General features: G+C 51.6%; 21 protein-coding genes. 14 read left to right on the top strand and 7 right to left on the bottom strand.

Going from position 1 to position 23,801, the window contains the following annotated elements; translation table 11 throughout:
* The first annotated feature begins 214 nt into the window (after window positions 1-214).
* From secE to rpoC, 8 genes are all read left to right on the top strand, one after another.
* Entirely contained in the window at window positions 215-592 is a 378-nt protein-coding gene (gene secE, locus L6J37_RS17795; protein WP_161459318.1) for a preprotein translocase subunit SecE, read from the top strand.
* A gap of 12 nt (window positions 593-604) precedes the next feature.
* Window positions 605-1,150, top strand: a complete 546-nt coding sequence (gene nusG / locus L6J37_RS17790; RefSeq protein WP_027254132.1) for a transcription termination/antitermination protein NusG — start codon at window positions 605-607, stop codon at window positions 1,148-1,150.
* Between the two features lie 125 nt (window positions 1,151-1,275).
* Window positions 1,276-1,704 carry a 50S ribosomal protein L11 gene (gene rplK, locus L6J37_RS17785; protein WP_027254131.1) on the top strand — a complete coding sequence of 143 codons (429 nt, stop codon included), beginning with the start codon at window positions 1,276-1,278 and terminating at the stop codon, window positions 1,702-1,704.
* 4 nt (window positions 1,705-1,708) lie between these two features.
* Window positions 1,709-2,410: a 50S ribosomal protein L1 gene (gene rplA, locus L6J37_RS17780; protein WP_192017288.1), complete on the top strand. Its 702-nt coding sequence runs from the start codon at window positions 1,709-1,711 to the stop codon at window positions 2,408-2,410.
* Between the two features lie 239 nt (window positions 2,411-2,649).
* Entirely contained in the window at window positions 2,650-3,138 is a 489-nt protein-coding gene (rplJ, locus tag L6J37_RS17775; protein WP_192017289.1) for a 50S ribosomal protein L10, read from the top strand.
* A 61-nt stretch (window positions 3,139-3,199) separates the two neighbouring features.
* Complete coding sequence (rplL, locus tag L6J37_RS17770) at window positions 3,200-3,565, top strand: 50S ribosomal protein L7/L12 (protein ID WP_027254128.1); 366 nt, start codon at window positions 3,200-3,202, stop codon at window positions 3,563-3,565.
* A gap of 222 nt (window positions 3,566-3,787) precedes the next feature.
* Complete coding sequence (rpoB, locus tag L6J37_RS17765) at window positions 3,788-7,813, top strand: DNA-directed RNA polymerase subunit beta (RefSeq protein ID WP_192017290.1); 4,026 nt, start codon at window positions 3,788-3,790, stop codon at window positions 7,811-7,813.
* Between the two features lie 94 nt (window positions 7,814-7,907).
* Entirely contained in the window at window positions 7,908-12,125 is a 4,218-nt protein-coding gene (gene rpoC / locus L6J37_RS17760; RefSeq protein WP_192017291.1) for a DNA-directed RNA polymerase subunit beta', read from the top strand.
* A gap of 206 nt (window positions 12,126-12,331) precedes the next feature.
* Here the strand turns inward: rpoC and rsd are convergent, their stop codons facing one another.
* A complete protein-coding gene (gene rsd, locus L6J37_RS17755; RefSeq protein WP_192017292.1) occupies window positions 12,332-12,817 on the bottom strand; it encodes a sigma D regulator in 486 nt (161 codons plus the stop codon).
* A gap of 160 nt (window positions 12,818-12,977) precedes the next feature.
* Here rsd and nudC point away from each other — a divergent pair, with 160 nt between their 5' ends.
* Window positions 12,978-13,772, top strand: coding sequence for an NAD(+) diphosphatase (gene nudC, locus L6J37_RS17750; protein WP_237796094.1), 795 nt, complete (start codon window positions 12,978-12,980; stop codon window positions 13,770-13,772).
* 41 nt (window positions 13,773-13,813) lie between these two features.
* On the opposite strand, the gene L6J37_RS17745 is transcribed toward nudC, so the two are convergent.
* Complete coding sequence (locus tag L6J37_RS17745; protein WP_192017377.1) at window positions 13,814-13,993, bottom strand: hypothetical protein; 180 nt, start codon at window positions 13,991-13,993, stop codon at window positions 13,814-13,816.
* 244 nt (window positions 13,994-14,237) lie between these two features.
* Here L6J37_RS17745 and hemE point away from each other — a divergent pair, with 244 nt between their 5' ends.
* Window positions 14,238-15,302 carry a uroporphyrinogen decarboxylase gene (gene hemE / locus L6J37_RS17740; protein WP_192017294.1) on the top strand — a complete coding sequence of 355 codons (1,065 nt, stop codon included), beginning with the start codon at window positions 14,238-14,240 and terminating at the stop codon, window positions 15,300-15,302.
* Between the two features lie 62 nt (window positions 15,303-15,364).
* Here hemE and L6J37_RS17735 read toward each other — a convergent pair whose 3' ends face one another.
* Together L6J37_RS17735 and L6J37_RS17730 are read right to left on the bottom strand one after the other, a co-directional pair.
* Window positions 15,365-15,964 (bottom strand): uracil-DNA glycosylase family protein, encoded by a 600-nt coding sequence (locus tag L6J37_RS17735; RefSeq protein WP_192017295.1) that lies wholly within the window; start codon window positions 15,962-15,964, stop codon window positions 15,365-15,367.
* Window positions 15,965-15,972: 8 nt separating this feature from the next.
* Complete coding sequence (locus tag L6J37_RS17730) at window positions 15,973-16,884, bottom strand: D-2-hydroxyacid dehydrogenase (RefSeq protein ID WP_237796093.1); 912 nt, start codon at window positions 16,882-16,884, stop codon at window positions 15,973-15,975.
* A 69-nt stretch (window positions 16,885-16,953) separates the two neighbouring features.
* On the opposite strand from L6J37_RS17730, the gene L6J37_RS17725 reads away from it, so the two are divergent.
* Window positions 16,954-17,541: a YjaG family protein gene (locus L6J37_RS17725; RefSeq protein ID WP_192017297.1), complete on the top strand. Its 588-nt coding sequence runs from the start codon at window positions 16,954-16,956 to the stop codon at window positions 17,539-17,541.
* 63 nt (window positions 17,542-17,604) lie between these two features.
* Here the strand turns inward: L6J37_RS17725 and L6J37_RS17720 are convergent, their stop codons facing one another.
* Window positions 17,605-18,678: a CNNM domain-containing protein gene (locus tag L6J37_RS17720; RefSeq protein ID WP_192017298.1), complete on the bottom strand. Its 1,074-nt coding sequence runs from the start codon at window positions 18,676-18,678 to the stop codon at window positions 17,605-17,607.
* Window positions 18,679-19,008: 330 nt separating this feature from the next.
* Here L6J37_RS17720 and hupA point away from each other — a divergent pair, with 330 nt between their 5' ends.
* Window positions 19,009-19,281, top strand: a complete 273-nt coding sequence (gene hupA / locus L6J37_RS17715; protein WP_027254117.1) for a nucleoid-associated protein HU-alpha — start codon at window positions 19,009-19,011, stop codon at window positions 19,279-19,281.
* A gap of 41 nt (window positions 19,282-19,322) precedes the next feature.
* Window positions 19,323-19,994, top strand: a complete 672-nt coding sequence (locus L6J37_RS17710; RefSeq protein ID WP_192017299.1) for a DUF1481 domain-containing protein — start codon at window positions 19,323-19,325, stop codon at window positions 19,992-19,994.
* A gap of 79 nt (window positions 19,995-20,073) precedes the next feature.
* Here L6J37_RS17710 and purD read toward each other — a convergent pair whose 3' ends face one another.
* Window positions 20,074-21,360, bottom strand: coding sequence for a phosphoribosylamine--glycine ligase (purD, locus tag L6J37_RS17705; RefSeq protein WP_237796092.1), 1,287 nt, complete (start codon window positions 21,358-21,360; stop codon window positions 20,074-20,076).
* A 208-nt stretch (window positions 21,361-21,568) separates the two neighbouring features.
* Window positions 21,569-23,155, bottom strand: a complete 1,587-nt coding sequence (gene purH, locus L6J37_RS17700) for a bifunctional phosphoribosylaminoimidazolecarboxamide formyltransferase/IMP cyclohydrolase (RefSeq protein WP_237796091.1) — start codon at window positions 23,153-23,155, stop codon at window positions 21,569-21,571.
* A gap of 219 nt (window positions 23,156-23,374) precedes the next feature.
* Here purH and zntR point away from each other — a divergent pair, with 219 nt between their 5' ends.
* Window positions 23,375-23,788 carry a Zn(2+)-responsive transcriptional regulator gene (zntR, locus tag L6J37_RS17695; protein WP_237796090.1) on the top strand — a complete coding sequence of 138 codons (414 nt, stop codon included), beginning with the start codon at window positions 23,375-23,377 and terminating at the stop codon, window positions 23,786-23,788.
* Window positions 23,789-23,801 lie beyond the last annotated feature (13 nt).

The following is a 23,801-nucleotide window of genomic DNA, read 5'->3' as shown; positions in this document are numbered from 1 at the left end:
AATAATATTTGACGACAAGGTACGAAAAAGGGCATCATTTGATGCCCTTTTTCTACGCTCCGCCTCAGATTAGCGTATTTTTTGGTCAGTGTGCCGAGTGAAAAATGCGTTAAGGTGTACAGAGCGTTACGAAAGGGATTTACTTAATCCTTAGAAGCCTCGCTACCTGCGAGGTTATTTTCGTCTATATTGAGACAAGTTACAGGTTGGTTGTATGAAAGCGAATGCCGAAAACCAAAGCAGCTCTAGTAGCATGGATAGCCTGAAATGGGTTGTTGTATTTGCCCTGCTGGCAGCCGCGGTGGTTGGTAATTACCTGTACAGTGATGTATCTGTAGCGTTGCGTGCCGCAGCTGTAGTGGTCCTGGTTGCCGCTGCTGGTGGTGTTGCAGCTCTAACAGCAAAAGGTAAAACAGCGATCACTTTTGCCCGTGAATCGCGCATGGAAGTCCGCAAGGTAGTGTGGCCAACTCGTCAGGAAGCTACGCAGACAACCTTTATCGTTTTAGCTGTCACTGTCATTATGGCGTTAGCCCTGTGGGGCATCGACGGCATTATGGTCCGTTTGGTCCGCCTGGTTACCGGTGTATAGAGGTAAGAGTTCATGAGCGAAGCTCCAAAAAAACGATGGTATGTTGTGCAGGCCTTCTCTGGTTTTGAAGGGCGAGTTGCACAGTCACTACGTGAACATATCAAGATGCATGGCATGGAAGACTACTTCGACGAGGTATTAGTACCTACAGAAGAAGTAGTGGAAATGCGTGCTGGCCAGCGCCGCAAAAGCGAGCGTAAGTTCTTCCCTGGTTACGTTCTCGTACAGATGGTGATGAATGATGAAACCTGGCATCTGGTACGTAGTATTCCTCGTGTGATGGGGTTCATTGGCGGAACATCTGATCGTCCGGCGCCAATTTCAGACAAAGAAGCTGCTGCGATTTTGAATCGTCTGCAGCAGGCGAGTGAATCGCCTGTTCACAAAACTGTGTTTGAGCCGGGTGAAGTGGTTCGCGTGACGGATGGTCCGTTTGCTGACTTTAACGGTGTGGTTGAAGAAGTCGATTATGACAAGAGCCGTGTGAAAGTCTCGGTCTCTATCTTCGGCCGTGCGACTCCGGTTGAACTGGAGTTTGGTCAGGTTGAGAAAAACTGATCAATAAGTAATCAAGTCATATTGTCAAGGGCGTGGAATTACACTATAATTTCGCGCCCTTTCGTTAGACGGGGAGTCTGTTTGCTAAAAGCAGACGTTTGAACCCAAATTAAGGTAATTAAGCAATGGCTAAAAAAGTAGAAGCTTACATCAAGCTGCAAGTTGCAGCTGGTATGGCAAACCCATCTCCACCAGTTGGTCCAGCTCTGGGTCAGCACGGTGTGAACATCATGGAATTCTGTAAAGCGTTTAACGCTAAAACAGATTCAATGGAGAAAGGTCTGCCAACTCCAGTGGTTATCACTGTTTATAGCGACCGTTCTTTCACTTTCGTTACTAAAACTCCACCTGCTGCAGTTCTGCTGAAGAAAGCAGCTGGTGTTAAGTCAGGCTCTGGCCGTCCTAACACTGAAAAAGTGGGTAAAGTGACTGAAGCTCAGATCCAAGAGATCGCAGAAACTAAAGCTGCAGACATGACTGGTGCCGACATCGAAGCGATGAAGCGCTCTATCGCGGGTACTGCCCGTTCAATGGGTCTGGTAGTTGAGGGTTAAGACAATGGCAAAACTAACTAAGCGTATGCGCGTAATCCGTGAGAAAGTTGACGCTACTCGCGAGTACGACATCAACGAAGCTGTTGCTCTGCTGAAAGAACTGGCTACTGCTAAATTCGTAGAAAGTGTTGACGTTTCAGTTAACCTGGGTATCGATGCTCGTAAATCTGATCAGAACGTTCGTGGCGCAACTGTACTGCCACACGGTACTGGCCGTGATGTCCGCGTAGCGGTTTTCACTCAAGGTGCTAACGCTGAAGCAGCGAAAGAAGCGGGTGCAGATCTGATTGGTATGGAAGATCTGGCTGAACTGGTTAAGAAAGGCGAAATGAACTTTGACGTTGTTATCGCTTCTCCAGACGCAATGCGCGTTGTTGGTCAGCTGGGTACTATCCTGGGTCCTCGTGGCCTGATGCCTAACCCGAAAGTGGGTACTGTAACGCCTAACGTTGCTGAAGCTGTGAAGAATGCTAAAGCGGGTCAGGTTCGTTACCGTAACGACAAGAACGGTATCATCCACACCACTATCGGTAAGGTTGATTTCGACGCTGACAAACTGAAAGCTAACCTGGAATCTCTGCTGGTTGCGCTGAAAAAAGCAAAACCTGCATCAGCTAAAGGTACTTTCATCAAGAAAGTCAGCATCTCTACCACTATGGGTGCAGGTGTGGCGCTAGACCAGAATACTCTGGACGCTAACGTTTAATATTTGCAGAATCGCTGGGATTATGTATAATCCTGCGTTTCGAATTAATGGCTAAGATCTGGGCAGCATTCTGCCGGGATCTTCGTCCTAGACCGTAGGTGTTCTCAGAACTTAATACTTCAACCTACGTAGACGGTGCCAGGAACATGATTGATTTACTGTCTTTCTTGGATCTGCGCCGTACAAACTCTCCTGCAATTTTGCAGTGAGTGGGTAAACACAATCCAGGAGCAAATCCAATGGCTTTAAACCTTCAAGACAAACAGGCAATTGTTGCTGAAGTCAACGAAGCTGCCAGTGGTGCCCTGTCTGCAGTTGTTGCTGACTCTCGTGGCGTAGCCGTGGGTGCTATGACGACTCTGCGTAAACAAGCGCGTGAAGCGGGTGTTTACGTACGTGTTGTTCGTAATACTCTGGCTCGTCGTGCAGTAGTAGGTACTAACTACGAGTGTCTTGCTGACACTTTCGTAGGCCCTACTCTGCTGGCTTTCTCTACAGAGCACCCAGGTGCCGCAGCACGTCTTTTCAAAGACTTTGCTAAAGAGAACAAAGATTTCGAGATCAAAGCTGCTGCATTCGAAGGCGTACTGACTGATGCAGATGTTCTGGCGAAACTGCCAACTTACGACGAAGCTATCGCACGTCTGATGATGTGCATGAAAGAAGCTTCTGCTGGCAAGCTGGTTCGTACTATTGCAGCTATTCGCGATCAGAAAGAAGCCGCTTAATAAGTTTGGTTTTTTATTGGTTGCTATTTAAACTAATTGTTGACTTTAAAAGAGAATTGTTATGTCTATCACTAACGAGCAAATCCTAGACGCAGTTGCAGAAATGTCTGTAATGCAAGTTGTTGAACTGATCGAAGCAATGGAAGAGAAGTTCGGTGTTACTGCTGCTGCAGCAGTAGTTGCTGGCGGCGCTGCTGAAGCAGTTGCTGAAGAGCAAACTGAATTCGACGTAATCCTGACTGCTGCTGGCGGTAACAAAGTTGCTGTAATCAAAGCAGTACGTGGCGCAACTGGTCTGGGCCTGAAAGAAGCTAAAGCTCTGGTTGACGGCGCTCCAGCACCTCTGAAAGAAGGTGTTGAGAAAGCTGAAGCTGAAGCTCTGAAAGCTCAGCTGGAAGAAGCTGGTGCATCTGTTGAAATCAAGTAATTATTACTTAATTTCTTAGCCTTTATGGCTATGGGCTGGTGGCTAAAAAGCCACCGGCCCTTTTGCGCTGTAGGGTAGTGGTGTTTTTCACATTGTTTTGCAACCGCTTCCCGTGCAAATCACAGCCTGTACTCCAGTGCTGTTCCTGCTACAAACAATGTTATTAGTCACTGCCTCTTACTAGAGGTAGTTTGGATCACTTATCAGCGATCTGAGGAACCTATGGTTTACTCTTATACCGAGAAAAAGCGTATCCGTAAGGATTTTGGTAAGCGTCCTCAAGTATTGGATGTACCTTACTTGCTGTCGATCCAGCTTGAGTCTTTTGATAAGTTCATCGAGCAGGATCCGGAAGGGCATTACGGTCTAGAAGCTGCCTTTCGTTCTGTATTCCCAATTCAGAGCTATAACGGCAATTCCGAGCTGCAATACGTTAGCTATCGTCTCGGTGAGCCGGTGTTCGATGTCAAAGAATGTCAGATTCGTGGTGTAACATATTCCGCGCCGTTACGCGTGAAATTACGTCTTGTTATGTATGACAAGGACGCACCAGCTGGCACAGTAAAAGACATTAAAGAACAAGAAGTTTACATGGGCGAAATTCCGCTCATGACAGATAACGGTACATTCGTTATTAACGGTACCGAGAGGGTTATCGTATCCCAGCTGCACCGTAGCCCGGGCGTCTTTTTCGACAGCGATAAGGGTAAAACCCACTCTTCAGGTAAAGTGCTTTATAACGCACGCATCATTCCTTACCGTGGCTCATGGTTGGATTTCGAATTTGATCCAAAGGATAACGTCTACGTTCGTATCGACCGTCGTCGTAAGTTGCCTGCGTCTATTATTCTGCGTGCGCTGAACTATACCACTGAGCAAATCCTTGACCTGTTCTTCGAGAAGATCAATTTCGAAGTACAAGGCAAGTCTTTGGTTATGGAGTTGGTGCCAGACCGTCTGCGCGGTGAAACTGCGAGCTTCGATATTGAAGCGAACGGCACTGTGTACGTTGAGAAAGGTCGCCGTATTACTGCGCGCCATATCCGACAGCTGCAGAAAGATAACATTGACCACATCGAAGTACCGGTTGAGTACATCGTGGGCAAAGTGTCAGCACGTGAATATGTGAATGAAGACACGGGTGAGCTGATTGTTGAAGCTAACCAAGAGCTGAGCCTGGAAATTCTGGCTAAGCTGTCTCAGGCTGGCCACAAAGCCATCGAAGTGCTGTTTACCAACGACCTGGATTACGGTCCGTACATGTCTGATACCCTGCGTATTGACAGTACAACAGATCGTCTGAGCGCCCTGGTTGAAATCTACCGCATGATGCGCCCTGGTGAGCCACCAACGCGCGAAGCGGCAGAGCAGCTGTTTGAAAGCCTGTTCTTCTCTGAAGATCGCTATGACCTGTCTGCGGTTGGCCGCATGAAGTTCAACAGCTCTCTGGTACGTGAAGAAACAACAGGTTCTGGCACGCTGGATCACGACGATATTATCGACGTGATGCGTAAGCTGATCGACATTCGTAACGGTAAAGGTGAAGTTGATGATATCGACCACCTGGGCAACCGCCGTATCCGTAGTGTTGGCGAAATGGCTGAAAACCAGTTCCGTGTCGGTCTGGTACGTGTTGAGCGCGCAGTTAAAGAACGTCTGAGCCTGGGCGATTTGGATGCTGTGATGCCACAGGATCTGATCAACGCTAAGCCTATCTCTGCGGCAGTGAAAGAGTTCTTTGGCTCTTCTCAGTTGTCTCAGTTTATGGATCAGAACAACCCATTGTCAGAAGTGACGCACAAACGTCGTATTTCTGCCCTGGGTCCAGGTGGTCTGACACGTGAGCGTGCGGGCTTTGAAGTTCGAGATGTTCACGCCACGCACTACGGTCGTCTGTGTCCTATCGAGACTCCTGAAGGTCCGAACATCGGTCTGATCAACTCGCTGTCTGTATTTGCGCGTTGTAACCCGTATGGTTTCCTGGAAACACCATACCGCAAAGTGGTTGATGGTGAGGTTACCGACCAGATTGATTATCTGTCAGCGATTGAAGAAGGTCAGTTTGTTATCGCTCAGGCAAACGCCGCTCTTGAAGAAGACGGTAGCTTTACCGATGAGCTGATCACTGCCCGCCACAAAGGTGAATCTGGTCTTCACCCACGTGACCACGTTCAGTATATGGACGTTGCAACCAACCAGGTGGTATCTGTGGCAGCGTCCCTGATCCCGTTCCTGGAGCACGATGATGCTAACCGTGCCCTTATGGGTGCGAACATGCAACGTCAGGCAGTACCGACTCTGCGTGCTGATAAGCCGCTGGTAGGTACAGGTATTGAGCGTGCGGTAGCGGTTGACTCCGGTGTAACCTCGGTGGCTAAACGTGGCGGTATGGTTCAGTCGGTAGATGCGTCTCGTATCGTTATCAAAGTGAACGAAGACGAGCTGGTACCGGGCGAAGCCGGTATCGACATCTACAACCTGACTAAGTACACCCGTTCTAACCAGAACACCTGTATCAACCAGCGTCCAACTGTGATGCCGGGTGAACCTGTAGCACGTGGTGACGTGCTGGCTGATGGTCCGTCTACTGACCTGGGTGAGCTGGCTCTTGGCCAGAACATGCGTATCGCGTTCATGCCTTGGAACGGCTACAACTTCGAAGACTCCATCTTAGTCTCTGAGCGTGTGGTTCAGGAAGATCGCCTGACGACTATCCACATTCAGGAACTGTCCTGTGTGGCACGTGATACTAAGCTGGGTGCGGAAGAAATCACAGCAGACATCCCGAACGTGGGTGAAGCAGCCCTGTCCAAACTGGACGAGTCCGGCATCGTTTACATCGGTGCGGAAGTGAAGGGTGGCGATATTCTGGTTGGTAAAGTAACGCCTAAGGGTGAGACTCAGCTGACACCGGAAGAGAAACTGCTGCGTGCCATCTTCGGTGAAAAAGCGTCTGACGTGAAAGACTCGTCGCTGCGTGTACCTAACTCTGTGTCTGGTACCATCATCGACGTTCAGGTCTTCACGCGCGATGGCGTAGAGAAGGACAAGCGTGCACTCGAAATTGAAGAGATGCAGCTGAAAGAAGCGAAGAAAGACATCACCGAAGAATTCCAGATCCTGGAAGGTGGTTTGCTGGCTCGTGTCCGTACTCTGCTGCTGTCTGCCGGTTATGATGACGCGCGTGTGTCTTCCATGGACCGTGAGAAGCTGTTCTCTCAGACTCTGGATGACGAGTCACTGCAAAACCAGCTGGAGCAGCTGGCTGAGCAGTACGATGAGCTGAAATCTGAGTTCGATAAGAAGTTCGAAACCAAGCGTCGTAAGATCACCCAAGGTGATGACCTGGCCCCTGGCGTCCTGAAGATCGTTAAGGTCTATCTGGCCGTTAAACGCCGTATTCAGCCTGGTGATAAGATGGCCGGCCGTCACGGTAACAAGGGTGTTATCTCGAAGATTTGTCCGGTTGAAGACATGCCTTACGATGAGAAAGGCCAGACGGTCGACATCGTACTGAACCCACTGGGTGTACCTTCGCGTATGAACATCGGTCAGATCCTGGAAACTCACATGGGTCTGGCGGCAAAAGGTATCGGCGACAAGATCAATCAGATGCTGAAAGAACAGCAGGAACTGCATAGGTTCCGCGAATTCCTTCAGAAGGTCTATGATCTGGGCGATACCCGTCAGAATGTTGATATTGCATCTATGTCTGATGATGAAGTTCGTACCCTGATTGAGAACCTGCGTGCGGGTCTGCCGATCGCGACGCCTGTCTTTGACGGTGCGCCTGAGCCAGCAATCAAAGAGCTGTTGAAACTGGCAGACTTGCCAGAATCGGGTCAGCTGAATTTGTTTGATGGCCGTACCGGTGAGCAGTTCGAGCGTCCTGTAACTGTTGGTTACATGTACATGCTGAAACTGAACCACCTGGTCGACGACAAGATGCACGCCCGTTCTACCGGTTCGTACAGTCTGGTAACTCAGCAGCCATTGGGCGGTAAAGCTCAGTTCGGTGGTCAGCGCTTCGGTGAGATGGAAGTGTGGGCACTGGAAGCTTATGGTGCCGCCTATACGCTGCAGGAAATGCTGACAGTGAAATCGGATGACGTGAATGGCCGTACGAAGATGTATAAAAACATCGTCGATGGTGATCACCGTATGGAACCAGGTATGCCGGAATCCTTCAACGTACTGTTGAAAGAGATCCGCTCGTTGGGTATCAACATCGAGCTGGAAGACGAGTAAGCCTGACGCTGTCAGTACTACTTGAATCCGGTATCAATATGAAGGCGCCGCCGCCACGGCGCCTTTATGGGTCAACTCCTCACAGGAGCCGAATGTGAAAGACTTACTTAAGTTTCTGAAAGCACAGCACAAGACCGAAGAATTTGATGCGATCAAAATCGGTCTTGCTTCACCTGACATGATTCGTTCATGGTCTTTCGGTGAAGTGAAAAAGCCAGAAACCATTAACTACCGTACCTTTAAGCCTGAGCGTGACGGTCTGTTCTGTGCACGTATCTTTGGCCCGGTCAAAGACTATGAATGTCTTTGTGGTAAATACAAACGCCTGAAGCACCGCGGCGTGATCTGTGAAAAATGTGGTGTAGAAGTTACTCAGACCAAAGTACGTCGTGAGCGTATGGGTCATATTGAGCTGGCTTCTCCTGTTGCCCACATCTGGTTCCTGAAATCACTGCCATCCCGTATCGGCCTGTTGATGGACATGCCGCTGCGTGATATCGAGCGTGTGCTTTATTTCGAATCTTATGTGGTTATCGAACCTGGCATGACCAATCTTGAGCGTAGTCAGCTGCTGTCTGAAGAACAGTATCTGGACGCGCTGGAAGAGTGGGGCGATGAGTTCGACGCGCGCATGGGCGCCGAAGCAGTGAAAGCACTGCTGGCCAACATGGATCTGAATGCTGAAATCGAACTGATGCGTGAAGAGCTGGAAGAAACCAACTCTGAAACCAAGCGCAAGAAGCTGACCAAGCGTCTCAAGCTGGTAGAAGCATTTGTTCAATCCGGTAACAACCCAGAGTGGATGATCCTGTCAGTACTGCCGGTACTGCCGCCGGATCTGCGTCCTCTGGTACCGCTGGACGGTGGTCGTTTCGCGACCTCTGATCTGAACGACCTATACCGTCGTGTGATCAACCGTAACAACCGTTTGAAGCGCCTGCTGGATCTGGCTGCCCCAGACATCATCGTACGTAACGAAAAGCGTATGTTGCAAGAGTCTGTGGATGCACTGCTGGACAACGGTCGCCGTGGTCGCGCCATCACTGGTTCGAACAAGCGTCCGCTGAAATCTCTGGCTGACATGATCAAAGGTAAGCAGGGTCGTTTCCGTCAGAACCTGCTGGGTAAGCGTGTCGACTACTCAGGCCGTTCGGTAATCACCGTAGGTCCATACCTGCGTCTGCACCAGTGTGGTCTGCCGAAGAAAATGGCACTGGAGCTGTTCAAACCGTTCATCTACGGCAAGCTGGAAACCCGTGGTCTGGCGACCACCATCAAAGCTGCCAAGAAGATGGTTGAGCGCGAAGAAGCTGTTGTTTGGGATATCCTGGACGAAGTGATCCGCGAACACCCGGTTATGCTGAACCGTGCACCAACACTGCACCGTCTGGGTATCCAGGCGTTTGAACCTGTGTTGATCGAAGGTAAAGCGATTCAGCTGCACCCGCTGGTCTGTGCGGCTTATAACGCCGACTTCGATGGTGACCAGATGGCGGTACACGTACCGCTGACGCTGGAAGCGCAGTTGGAAGCACGTGCGCTGATGATGTCGACCAACAACATCCTGTCTCCGGCGTCTGGTGATCCAATCATCGTACCGTCTCAGGACGTTGTACTGGGTCTGTACTACATGACCCGCGACAAGATCAACGCTAAAGGCGAAGGCATGTACCTGGCCGGCTCTGCGGAAGCAGAGAAAGCGTACCGTACCGGTAATGCAGAGCTGCATGCTCGCGTTAAAGTGCGTATCACTGAGCACGTGAAAAACGAGCAAGGTGAGCTGGTGAAAAACACCCAGCTGATGGACACCACTGTTGGCCGAGCCATGCTGTGGCAAATCGTGCCTAAGGGTCTGCCATACAGCCTGGTGAACACTGAAGCACTGGGTAAGAAGCAGATCTCGAACCTGCTGAACACCTGTTACCGTGAACTGGGTATGAAGCAAACTGTCATTTTTGCTGACCAGATCATGTACACAGGCTTTGCTTACGCGGCTCTGTCTGGTGTATCTGTTGGTATCGACGACATGGTGGTGCCAGACGCTAAGTACACCAAGATCGCTGAAGCTGAAGCTGAAGTTGCAGAAATTCAGGATCAGTTCCAGTCCGGTCTGGTAACCGCTGGCGAACGTTACAACAAAGTGATCGATATCTGGGCAACCGCGAACGAACAGGTTGCTAAAGCGATGATGGATAACCTGTCGTTTGACACAGTTATCAACCGCGAAGGTAAAGAAGAACAGCAGAAATCGTTTAACAGTGTATACATGATGGCCGATTCCGGTGCTCGTGGTTCGGCTGCACAGATTCGTCAGTTGGCGGGTATGCGTGGTCTGATGGCGAAACCAGATGGTTCGATCATCGAAACGCCAATCACCGCGAACTTCCGTGAAGGTTTGAACGTACTCCAGTACTTCATCTCCACGCACGGTGCGCGTAAAGGTCTGGCGGATACGGCACTGAAAACAGCGAACTCAGGTTACCTGACTCGTCGTCTGGTAGACGTTGCCCAGGATGTGGTGATCACAGCTGATGACTGTGGTACGCACGCAGGTATCACTATGATGCCGCTGATCGAAGGTGGTGATGTTAAAGAGCCGCTGCGAGATCGCGTACTGGGTCGAGTCGTGGCCGATGATGTGCTGAAACCAGGTACTGAAGAAGTACTGGTTCAACGCAACACTATGCTGGACGAGAAGTGGTGTGACATTCTGGAAGACAACTCAGTTGACCAGATTAAAGTGCGTTCTGTTGTTACTTGTGAAAACGACTTCGGTTGTTGCCGTAACTGTTATGGTCGTGACCTGGCTCGTGGTCACCTGGTTAACCAGGGTGAAGCAGTCGGCGTTGTGGCAGCACAGTCCATCGGTGAACCAGGTACACAGCTGACGATGCGTACGTTCCACATCGGTGGTGCGGCTTCTCGTGCGGCAGCAGAAAACAGTATTCAGGTGAAGAACAAAGGTTCTCTGAAGCTGCACAATGCCAAGTTCGTTACTAATAACGATGGCAAGCTGGTTATCACTTCGCGTGCTGCTGAGCTGACTATTGTTGATGAGTTCGGTCGTACCAAGGAAAGCTACAAGCTGCCATACGGTTCGATGCTGGGCAAAGGCGACAACGATGCGGTTGAAGCCGGTGAAGTGGTGGCGAACTGGGACCCACACACAATGCCAATCATTACTGAAGTGGCAGGTCATATCCAGTTTGTGGATCTGATCGATGGTGTGACGGTTTCTCGCCAGACGGACGACCTGACCGGTCTGTCTTCTATCGTAATCCTGGACGGTGCCGAGCGTACCGGTGCAGGTAAAGATATGCGTCCAATGGTGAAACTGGTTGATGACAAAGGCAACGATGTCATGATTCCGGGTACAGATATGCCTGCGCAGTACTTCCTGCCGGGTAAAGCCATTGTTCAGCTGGAAGACGGTTCTGCGGTTGGTATCGGTGACACGCTGTCTCGTATTCCTCAGGAATCTGGCGGTACGAAAGATATCACCGGTGGTCTGCCACGCGTTGCTGACCTGTTCGAAGCGCGTAAGCCGAAAGAGCCTGCAATCCTGGCTGAAATCACAGGTGCAGTATCCTTCGGTAAAGAGACCAAAGGTAAGCGTCGTTTGATCATCACCCCAACTGATGGCCAGCCATATGAGGAAATGATTCCTAAGTGGCGTCAGCTGAACGTCTTTGAAGGCGAGAAAGTTGAAAAAGGTGATGTTATTGCCGATGGTCCGGAAGCTCCACACGATATCCTGCGTCTGCGTGGCGTTCACGCGGTAGCAGAATACATCGTTAACGAGGTTCAGGAAGTTTACCGTCTGCAAGGCGTTAAGATTAACGATAAGCACATCGAGACTATCATCCGTCAGATGCTGCGTAAGGTAACCATTACGGTTCCGGGTGACTCTGAGTTCCTGGAAGGCGAGCAGGTGGAATTCTCCCGCGTGAACATCGCCAACCGTCAGCTGATTGCTGAAGACAAGCAGCCTGCACTGTTTGAGCGTGATCTGCTGGGTATTACCAAAGCGTCTCTGGCTACTGAGTCCTTCATCTCTGCCGCGTCGTTCCAGGAAACGACTCGCGTACTGACTGAAGCTGCGGTTGCCGGTAAGCGTGATGAGCTGCGTGGTCTGAAAGAAAACGTCATCGTGGGTCGTTTGATCCCTGCGGGTACAGGTTTCTCTTATCACCAGCAGCGTCAGCGTCGTCGTGATGCGGATCTGGCTCCGGTAGAGCCTCAGGTTGATGCCGAGCAGGCGTCTCAAGACCTGGCAGCACTGCTGAATGCCGGTTTGAACGACGAAGATTAAGATCTGTTTGGTTCTTGCATAACCGAAAACTGAAAAAGGCACCCTCAGGGGTGCCTTTTGTTTTTATGTTTAAATTCGTTGGTTATGTGTTTTCAGCGGCCTGACTGTTTTTGGGCTCTGGCTGATTTTAAACAGACAAAGATGCATACAGTAATCAGGGATTCTGATTACCCGTTCTTGGTAGCACAGCGTGTGATTTGCTGTGATTAAGCGCCGGGTGGAACGGCTAAACTTTCACTGATCAGCTCAATCAGATCATCTTCCAGCTCGAACCTTAATTCGATTTGTTCACCCACCATGGACAATTCGTTATCAAAATTATCCCAATCATCACTGTCGTCTGTGATCTCACAATAGCGGTCTGCAAAATTCAGCAAGGGATCTGTGGTATCAGTAATTTTGTTGTAGAGCTGTGAGATTTCTGTGGTTGGGGAATATCCGGTCGCCTGCCACCTTGCCATCACCTTGTCATAAATTTTAAAGTGACCTTCGGAGATGTAATCAACCAGTTGCTGGCTGAAGAGTTGGAGCTGCGATGACGTGGGAAGTTGCCGGGATTTATTTTCAAAGGGAGGTAAGCCTGCTAATTTGCAGTAATCTATCAGCAGCTGCTGCCTCGACATCAGCCAATGATCGATGACATCATTGTTGCCACCCCATTGTTTTTGCACTTGTTCGAATTTACTAAGCATGACCATGTCCTCATGATCGCCCCGCAAGAAGCAGGAGCCGAAAACAATACCTGTCAAACTCTTAGTGACACTAAGAGTACCAATATGGCAAAGCCAAATTCCACTGTTAGGTTTAGATTGCCAGCAAAACTGATACCCTGCAAGGATGGAGGAGCAGCTAATGTCAAAAAAGCAAGAACACAGCTACTGGTGTGTCATTCGTGACCGCAGAATTTATTTAGAAAATGGTAAGTTACCGCTTACACTGGAAGGCTTTACTGACTTGGATCTTGCAAGATCCACCGTGATCGGTTTTCATCAGGGATACCCGGTGAGATGGCTGGAAGATCCTGATTTATTGGCCGATAAAAAATTTTATTCTCTCAGGGAATTTCTTCACGAGCATGAGGATCTGTTTGCGCTGGCCGGCAAAGCGATGCAGTTATCCCATATGTGCGAGACGCAGGCGTTTTGTGCTTCCTGCGGCGGGAAAACGACATTGGCAGACGGTGCACACGCTATGCGTTGCCAGGCCTGTGACAGCTACCATTATCCGCGCATTGCTCCCTGTATCATTGTTGCGGTGAAGAAAGATGACTGCATTTTGCTGGCGCAGCATCCCCGCCACAAAAGTGGCATGTATACCGTTATTGCCGGCTTTGTTGAAGCCGGAGAAACCCTGGAGCAATGTGTGGCTCGTGAAGTCAAAGAAGAGACGGGTATTGAAGTGACCAATATCCGCTACTTTGACAGTCAGCCCTGGGCGTTTCCGTCCAACATTATGATGGGATTTCTGGCGGAACACCAAAGTGGTGTTATCCGTCCGGATTACGAAGAGCTGGTGGATGCCCGCTGGTTTAAACATGATCAGTTACCGCAGATCGCGCCACCAGGGACGATTGCGCATCGTCTTATTCAGGCTACTTGCGAGGCTATCAGGCAGGAAGCAGCAATCCGGAAAGATGGTGACCAGTAAATGCCAGGGAGATAATTTACTGGAAGGGACCCAGGCTCCTATCAGCCTGAGTGGCTTTCTGGCAGTCCGCGGAAAATGGCTTTGGAATGCTTAATCAGGTGTGCGGCATAATGCGGGGTGACTTTATGCAACTGTCCTTTCATGGCTTTGAAAGAGTTTTCCCAACAGCGGTCTTTGTACACACCGGTTTCAGTAAATTCGATAACAACTTGCAGGTCCATAGATCCTCCAATTTTTGCATTAGCCGATGTTGGCTGTTAATAACAGTATCAGAGAACCGATAGGCTATTGATTAAAATATCTGCAACATTAGATTGCCAAAAATGAAACAGCAGATGCTTAAACCGTACGGCTGACAAGCGATGTGCTCTACGCGGCATTAATTGCCATTCAGGGTGAATGCATAGCTGCTGTTGCCGGATCAGGGTGTTACAATGTACTCAATTATTTGCCAGGATGTTGACAATGACAGAATTGAAAAACGATCGCTATCTGCGTGCTTTACTCAAGCAGCCGGTTGACTGCACCCCTGTATGGATGATGCGTCAGGCAGGCCGTTATCTACCAGAATACCGTGCAACCCGCGGCGTGGCTGGCGACTTTATGTCGCTGTGTAAGAATGCTGAACTGGCCAGCGAAGTGACTTTGCAACCTTTGCGCCGTTTTCCGCTGGATGCCGCTATCCTGTTTTCTGACATCCTGACCATTCCAGATGCTATGGGTCTTGGACTGTATTTTGAAACCGGTGAAGGGCCAAAATTCGAGCGTCCTATCACCTGTAAAGCCGATGTCGATAAGATAGGTATCCCTGACCCGGAAGGTGAGCTGCAATATGTTATGAACGCCGTGCGTCAAATCCGAAAAGATTTGAAAGGTGAGGTGCCGCTGATTGGCTTTTCCGGCAGCCCGTGGACGCTGGCTACTTACATGGTGGAAGGCGGCAGCACTAAGGCGTTTACAAAAATCAAAAAAATGATGTACGCCGAACCTGCAGTTCTGCATGCACTGCTGGATAAACTGGCCGACAGTGTGATTCAGTACCTGAATGCTCAAATCAAAGCCGGTGCCCAGTCAGTGATGGTGTTTGACACCTGGGGTGGCGTATTGACCCCGCGTGATTACCAGCTGTTTTCGCTACAGTACATGCACAAGATTGTCGATGGCCTGATCCGTGAAAACGAAGGCCGCCGTGTCCCTGTGACCCTGTTTACCAAAAACGGTGGTATGTGGCTGGAAGCGATTGCGGCAACCGGTTGTGATGCGGTGGGTCTGGACTGGACCATTGATATTGCCGACGCCAAGCGCCGTGTGGGTGACAAAGTGGCCCTGCAAGGCAATATGGACCCGTCCATGCTGTACGCGTCGCCAGAGCGTATCCGTGAAGAAGTGGCCGGTATTCTGTCTGGCTTCGGTGAAGGCACGGGCCATGTCTTTAACCTGGGCCACGGTATCCATCTCGACGTACCGCCGGAAAATGCCGGCGTCTTTGTCGAGGCGGTCCATGAGCTGTCTGCCCCTTATCACAAGTAAGCGGCGGCTGATGACACCAGAAAGCGAGCTGAATGGCTCGCTTTTTGCGTTTTACAGGCAGCTTACAGCCCCAGGTGCTGGTGGACATAGTCGCGGATGTAGGGCACGACATCGGTTTCAAACCAGGGGTTTTTCTTCAGCCACAAGGTATTGCGCGGCGATGGGTGAGGCAGTGGCAGATAATCTGGCGCCCATTGCCGCCAGGCTCTGACTGTGTCGGTCAGGGTTTTGGGTTTATCTGACAGATAGTAATTCTGCGCATACTGGCCGACCAGCAGTGTCATGCCGATATTGGGCAGCAGCGGCCAGACCTGGCCATGCCATTGCGGCGCGCATTCGGGTCTTGGCGGCAAGTCCCCGCTCTTGCCTTTTCCCGGATAACAAAACCCCATCGGCATAATGGCGATACGGCTGGGATCATAGAAAGTATCACGATCGAGATCCAGCCAGCGGCGCAGCCGGTCGCCGCTTGGATCGTTCCAGGGAATGCCAGTGTCATGGACCCGGGTGCCCGGGGCCTGGCCGACTATCATTAAGCGTGCTTCGCTGCTGGCTTGAATCACCGGCCGCGGACCGAGCGGCAGGTGGGCTTTACACAGCTCGCACTGACGGATCTGGTTCAGCAATGCCGATAAGGTGTGCGGAGGGTTGAGATTTGCCATAATCAGCCTTAATAACCGAGTGTGAAGTCAATCTGGTATTGCAGCGGCTTACCTTCAACATAGCGCAGGTAGTTGGTTTTGAATATCTCCATGACCTGTTGCGGGAAGCTCTCGGCGGCAATGTGCGGGGTGACAGTTATCTGAGGGTGACACCAGAAAGGGTGCTCAGCCGGCAGCGGCTCTTGTTTGAACACATCCAGAAAAGCATGGCTGAGCGCGCCACTGGCCAGTGCCTGCAGCAGGCCTGGCTCACACACCGCATTACCCCGGCCGACATTGAAGAGTAAGCTACCGCGGCAATGGCTCAGGCTGTCGGCATTGAGCAGATTGTCTGTCATCGCAGTGGCAGGCAGCACTGACACCAGAACATCAGCCTGTTGCAGTGCCTCGCTCAGATCCTTGATAGCCATGACCTTATCAAAACCCGGGGCAGCACTTTCGCCGGAGCGGTTCACGCCCAGCACTGTCATTCCTAACGCTTTGGCAGCGCCAGCCAGGTGCTGGCCAATCGAGCCGGTGCCCAGAATCACCATGGTTTTGTCAGACAGAGCGCCGTAGCTGTGCGGTTGCCACTGCGTCTGTTGTTGCTGGGCCTGATAACGGCTGAAATGGCGCTGGTGGCTGATCAGCAAACCCAGCACGTATTCGCTGATCAACTGGCCGAAGATCCCCCGGACATTGGTCAGCGCATAATCGCTGCGCAATCCGGGCTGGATCAGGGCGTCAATGCCGGCATAGGTGGATTGCAGCCAGCGCAGCTGCGGAAATTGCGTCAACCTGTCAGTGATTAATGGCGGATCGGCCAGCACCAGCGTCGCCTCGTCAGGATTGTCTGTCAGTGACAGCGCCGGTAAGTCTGCTTCTTCAATCAGTTGGCGGTACAGGTCTGCCCGTCGGGAAACAATACAGAGTTGATGCATGGCTTTTTCCTTTTGCGCTGGCGGGTTATCAAGTAAAATTCAAGTTAACGTTTTCAGACAGATTATCCCATGCTTAAGAATCCAATTCAGCTTCGCCTAGAAAAATTTGAACCCTGGCAATACCTGACCTTTATGGCCTCACTTTGCGAGCGGATGTATCCCAATTACGCTTTCTTCTGCCGCGAGACTGAATTTGCGGATCCTCAGCCTTATCGTCTTATCCTCGACAGCGTCTGGGAAATCCTGACGGTGAAAAATGCCAAGATCAATTTTGAAAACCAGCTGGAGAAGCTGGAAGAGATGGTGCCTGCGGCCGACGATTTTGATTTGTATGCAGTGAATCCGGCGATCGATGCCTGTGTCGGGCTGTCTGATCTGCTGCATGCGCTGCTGGATCGTGATCTGATCCCTGAGACCGCACTGAGCATCAGTTCCCTGTCGGTTGAAACGGTAGCCAATCTGGAACAAGCGCGCGAGGGTGAGGAAATCACCAACGACAACCAGAAGAACAATCAGGCCGTGTGCGAAGAATGGGATGTCCAGTGGGCTATCTACCGTGCACTGAAAGAGACAGATGGCCGGGATATCGAGCTGATTAAAAGCCTGCGCCGTGAACTGCGTGACGACGGGGTGAGCAATATCGGGATTGCGCTCTGATTTGAGAGTCTGTGCCGAACAAGGCAGGATCGCTATCCTGCCTGGTTCGTCTTTGTTGAGGGGTCAGTTGTTGTAGTCGTCTTCGTCGTCGTCGCGGTTTTCAATCACCCCGTGTTTTTTCTTCCAGCGTTCCCAACGCTGAAACGCCAGTTGCTGCATGTCGGTGCTGGTATCGGCTTCATCGACAATTTCTTCGCCGACCAGGCTCTCGAAAATATCTTCCAGGGTAACCAGTCCCATCACAGTGCCGTATTCATCGACCACTAACGCCAGCTGGACGCGCTCTTTCATCAGTTTTTCAAACGCCACCGGAACAGTATCCAGATTCAGCACCACAGGCAGCGGACGCATTAAGTCACTGAGCAGCAGATTGCCCTGTCCGCTCTGACTGGCGGCAAACAGTTCGAGACGGTGAACAAATCCGAGAATATTGTCTTTACTGCCTTGGTAGATCAACGGGCGTGAAAAAGGGCTGTCTTTGGCCTGGCTCAAAAATTCGTTGATAGACAAACTGCCCTCGACACGGAACAGGACCGGCCGCGGCGTCATGATTTTACTCACGCTGACATCACAGAACTGCAGCAGGTTATGCATGATTTTCGATTCCCCTTCGGCCAGTTCGCCGGACTCTTTGGCCAGCATGGCCATGGCTGAGAGCTCATCACGCAGTTTCGGGGGCTGGTGGCCCTGCGACAAACGGCGGGTGATTTGCTCCGAGACCCACACGAAAGGACGAAGCAGCCAGATCATCCATTCCAGTACATGAGCCGTGAACGGTGCCAACTGGCGGCAGTAGGTCGCGCCTATGGTTTTGGGAATGATCTCTGACAGCAGAAGAATGCCGACTGTGAGCGCAGCAGAGAATACCCCTAGCCACTGACTGCCGAAGACGACGGCGGCCTGGGCACCGGCCGTTGCGGCACCAATGGTGTGGGCTATGGTGTTCAGGGTCAGAATCGACGCCAGTGGACGATCGATATTGCCTTTCAGCTCTGCCAGTTTGTCTGCCATGGGATGTTCTTGTTGACGCAGGGTGCCAATGTAGCTGGGAGAAATACTGAGCAGTACAGCTTCCAGCACAGAGCAGATAAAAGAAATACCTATTGCGATTGAGATATAGAAGGTCAGAAGTAACATGCGTTTTGATTTGCTCTTAGTGGAATAACCATGAAGGACTCAAGTGGCCTCAAATTGTCGAATGATAAGGACCGCAACAGCACTGGTGTGTATGAATACGTTGAACTCACGGCACCTAGCTTCTTGAGTTATTTGAGTATTAATTGGTGCAATAAGAAGCAAAAGCAACCAGCGTCTTCTTCAGGATAGTAACAATTTGTGAACTTGCGCTCAGTTTATGGTTAAAGACCCCGCAGCTAACCACAGGAAAGCCGACAAACCTTTGCCACATGGGCTTCTTTTGAATTAGAGTGGATAAGTCTGAAGAAAAAACCTTAGAAGGGAAACCGAATGAACAAGACCCAACTGATTGACCTGATTGCTGAACAAGCGGACCTGACTAAAGCGCAAGCAAAAGATGCGCTGGAATCAACCCTGAGCGGCATCACCGAAGCATTGAAATCCGGTGACCAGGTTCAACTTATTGGCTTTGGCACATTTAAAGTAAACCACCGCGCAGCGCGTACAGGTCGTAACCCGCAGACTGGTAAAGAAATCCAGATCGCTGCAGCCAACGTACCTGCTTTCGTTGCAGGTAAAGCGCTGAAAGATTCTGTAAAATAATCTTAACTCCGCCGGGGATAACTTCGGCGGAGTTTTTATTTATGAAACGAACCTGCCTGATTGTACTGACTTTCCTGCTTTCTGCCTGTGGCAGCTCTGCTTTATCACAACACACACTGTCTCCTTTGGAACGCCTTAGCGGCGGTCAGGTCGTCGGTGATGCGTCATCACTGTACTGGGTCAACCTGCGTCAATCGAAAACCGAGTCTTTGGCTGAACGGGTCTGGATGGGCGATTACGGTGAGTATCAGACGGATTATCGCTGGCATGACGGGCAGTTGCGTGAATTGAAGCGGGCCGGTACAGCGCTGAAAGACGATAAACACCAGCCGTTTGAATTGCATGTGCGTTACGATCAGCACGGCGAGGCGGTGTTCCAGCGCTATAAAGTTGGCGACACGGTTTTTCCTTTGTCTGATACTCAGCTGCATCAGCTCAGCCAGCAGGCTGACATGGCGGTGGCTCTTGTCCGAGAGCAGTCGCGAGAGGGATTCCAGCTGGTGCAGGGTGTGTGGGACGGTCAACGGTTTGTCCATTGTGATGCTCAGGCTGAGATTGAGATTAACTGGCAGCAGATCAATGCCCAGCCAGGTTATATCGCACTGATCGGAAAATCGGATGGCCGGGGCAAGGTCACCGCGCAGCAGATGGTGCTGAACCGGACAACCGCGCAGCACTGCCTGACGCCGCCCAGATTACTGGATGTGTCCTGACGAACAGAGCGAAAGATAAGTGGATAACAACAGATAAGGCGCCTTTCGGCGCCTTATTTTTAGTTTGTGCGGTGGCAGATCAGTCCTGTTCACGGGCAATGGCGCGGTAGCCAATGTCGTCACGGAAGAACACACCGTTCCAGCGGATTTGTTTTGCCAGCGCATAAGCACGTTGCTGAGCATCAGACACTGTGTCGCCCATAGCAGTGGCACATAACACGCGGCCGCCATTGGTCACCACGGCACCGTCTTTGCTGGTAGTGCCGGCATGGAAGACTTTTTGTGCGTTGCCGTCTTGCAGGGGCAGACCGGAAATCACATCCCCTTTGCTGTAGTCGCCCGGATAACCACCGGCAGCCAGCACCACACCAATCGCCGCGCGCGGATCCCACTGAGAGTCCACGGTATTCAGTTTGCCATCGACAGCCGCCAGGCACAGCTCAACCAGATCCGATTGCAGGCGCAGCATAATAGGTTGAGTTTCCGGGTCGCCGAAGCGGCAGTTATACTCAATCACTTTCGGTGTGCCGTCGGCCATGATCATCAGGCCGGCATACAGAAAGCCTGTGTAGGGGTTGCCCTCGGCTGCCATGCCACGCACGGTAGGAACAATCACTTCGTCCATCACGCGCTGGTGGATTTCCTGAGTCACCACAGGGGCCGGCGAGTAAGCGCCCATGCCGCCGGTATTCGGACCTGTGTCGCCGTTACCTACGCGCTTGTGATCCTGACTGGTTGCCATCGGCAGTATGTGTTCGCCGTCCACCATCACAATGAAGCTGGCTTCTTCGCCGTCGAGGAACTCTTCAATGACAACGCGGTGACCGGCTTCACCAAAGGCATTGCCTGCCAGCATATCGCGCACTGCCGCCTCGGCTTCCTCCTGCGTCATGGCCACGATCACGCCTTTACCGGCTGCCAGACCATCGGCTTTGACCACAATGGGCGCGCCTTTTTCTTTCAGGTAAGCCAGGGCCGGCTCGATCTCGGTAAAGTTCTGGTATTCTGCCGTCGGGATCTGATGGCGGGCCAGGAAGTCTTTGGTGAAGGCTTTGGAGCCTTCCAGCTGGGCGGCGGCCTGGGTCGGACCGAAAATCGGCAAGCCCGCAGCACGGAATGCGTCAACCACACCTATCACCAGTGGTGCTTCCGGGCCAACAATGGTTAGGCCGATTTGCTGCTCTTTGGCAAGCGCCACCAGTGCCGCAGTGTCTTCCACGCCAATCGCGACATTTTCCAGTTTTGGCTCTAAGGCAGTACCAGCATTGCCCGGTGCCACGAAGACTTTCTCTACCTGTGCCGATTGTGCGGCTTTCCAGCCCAGGGCGTGCTCGCGGCCGCCATTACCAATGACAAGAACTTTCATCTTTTGATCCTTATCGCGTCGCCAGGTTGGCGATTTCTGTGTCAAGCGTACTTATTGATTCGGTATCAACTGCGTGCGCTTTCCTTGAGATCGAAAACCTGGCTTAGCGCTAAATGCTTAAAAGTTGCTTAATCGAAAGCGCCCAAACCTGTTGAGCGCCCAAGAAATAAAGCAAGGCTCCACAGTGATCGCGGAGCCTTACGATTGATTAATGACGGAAGTGACGCATGCCCGTGAAGACCATGGCCATGCCGTGTTCATCGGCAGCGGCAATGACTTCGTCATCACGCATTGAACCGCCCGGCTGAATCACACAGGTGATACCGGCTGTTGCCGCCGCATCGATACCGTCGCGGAACGGGAAGAAGGCATCTGATGCCATCACACTGCCGGCGACTTCCAGCTTTTCGTCCGCCGCTTTGATACCGGCAATTTTGGCTGAGTATACGCGACTCATCTGGCCGGCGCCTACACCGATGGTCATGTTGCCTTTGGCATACACGATCGCATTGGATTTCACGTATTTCGCCACTTTCCAGCAGAACAGGGCATCACGCAGTTCTTCTTCCGTCGGCTGGCGCTGGGTAACCACTTTGAGGTCAGCCAGACCGACCATGCCCTGGTCACGATCCTGCACCAGCAGGCCACCGTTGACGCGTTTGATGTCGAAACCTGTGGTTTTGCTGTGCCACTGGCCGCATTCTAGCAGACGGACGTTTTGCTTGGCAGACACCACAGCAGCGGCTTCGGCGCTGACGCTGGGGGCAATAATCACTTCAACGAACTGGCGCTCAACAATGGCTTTGGCGGTTGCAGCATCCAGTTCGCCATTGAAGGCGATGATGCCGCCAAACGCAGATGTCGGGTCTGTCTTGTAAGCGCGATCATAGGCTTCCAGCAGGTTAGCACCCAGTGCCACACCGCAAGGGTTGGCGTGTTTCACTATCACACAGGCTGGCTGGTCGAATTCTTTAACGCATTCCAGCGCGGCATCGGTATCGGCTATGTTGTTGTAAGACAGAGCTTTGCCCTGCAACTGGCGCGCTGTGGCCACAGAGGCTTCTTCCGGCTGTGCTTCGACGTAGAAAGCGGCATCCTGATGGCTGTTTTCGCCATAGCGCATGCCTTGCTTCTTGACGAACTGCTGATTGAAGGTGCGCGGGAACTTAGAGTCTTCGTCAGCTTGGTCGCCATAAGAGGGCACCATGGTGCCGAAATAGTTGGCGATCATGCCGTCGTAAGCGGCTGTGTGTTCGAACGCCGCAATCGCCAGATCGAAGCGGGTAGCGTGAGTCAGTGACCCGTCGTTGTCGGCCATTTCAGCCAGCACGCGGTCATAATCGTGCGCATTCACGACTATAGTCACATCTTTATGGTTTTTTGCGGCACTGCGCACCATAGTCGGACCACCGATATCAATGTTCTCAACGGCGTCTTCTAATGTACAACCCGGCTTTGCGACTGTCGCCGCGAACGGATAGAGGTTAACCACCACCATATCAATCGGTGCAATGCCATGCTCAGCCATGATCGTATCGTCCTGGCCACGTCGGCCCAGTACGCCGCCATGCACTTTCGGGTGCAGGGTTTTAACACGGCCATCCATCATTTCAGGGAAGCCCGTATAGTCGGAGACTTCAGTCACCTGAATACCTTTATCAGCCAGCAGGCGGGCAGTACCGCCAGTGGACAGGATATCGACGCCACGGTTGGCAAGAGCTTGTGCGAATTCAACAATTCCCGTTTTGTCTGATACGCTGATCAGAGCACGGCGAATAGGACGAGCGTTTTCCATTGCTACCATCTCTTTGATTGCGGTGAATTATTTGCCAAAAGCTGACCTGTTATACTGAGATTGCCTTTGGCAAATAGCCTCATCCGTCAGGCGGGATGGGATTTGCGTAATGGCGCGTATTTTACATGATTCCCGGCATTGCGCAAACGTTTGCCTTGGGCCGTAAACGGTCAGCCGTGAGCGCTGTGCAGGGAGAGTTAATAAGGATCATGAGGTTATATGGCTAGGTACTTGATCGGACAACTGGCAAAGCTCTGCGAGGTCAGCAGTGATACCTTGCGCTTTTACGAGAAGAATGGCCTGCTGATCCCCGGCGAGCGCAGTGAAAGCGGCTACCGGCTCTACAGCGACGACGATGTCTCCCGCATTGGCTTCATTCTGCGGGCAAAAGCCATCGGCCTGAGCCTGGAGGAGATCCGGGAGCTGCTGGCGATACGGGTCGAAGCCGATCAGCACAGCTGTGCGGAAGTAAAAGCCATCACTCAGGCCAAGTTAGACGATATTGACAGCAAACTGGCGGAATTACAGCGAATACGCCGGGCACTGAAGCGCTTGAATGATGCCTGTTGCGGCGAGGCGGATGACGATGCCAGCCACTGCTCCATCCTGGAAGCCCTGGCCGATGAACAGTAATGACTCAGCCCTC

Origin of the sequence: Photobacterium sp. WH77, from assembly GCF_022014395.1 — a bacterium.
In the GTDB taxonomy this organism is placed as follows: domain Bacteria; phylum Pseudomonadota; class Gammaproteobacteria; order Enterobacterales; family Vibrionaceae; genus Photobacterium; species Photobacterium arenosum.
This window is presented reverse-complemented; position numbering and strand designations above follow the sequence as displayed.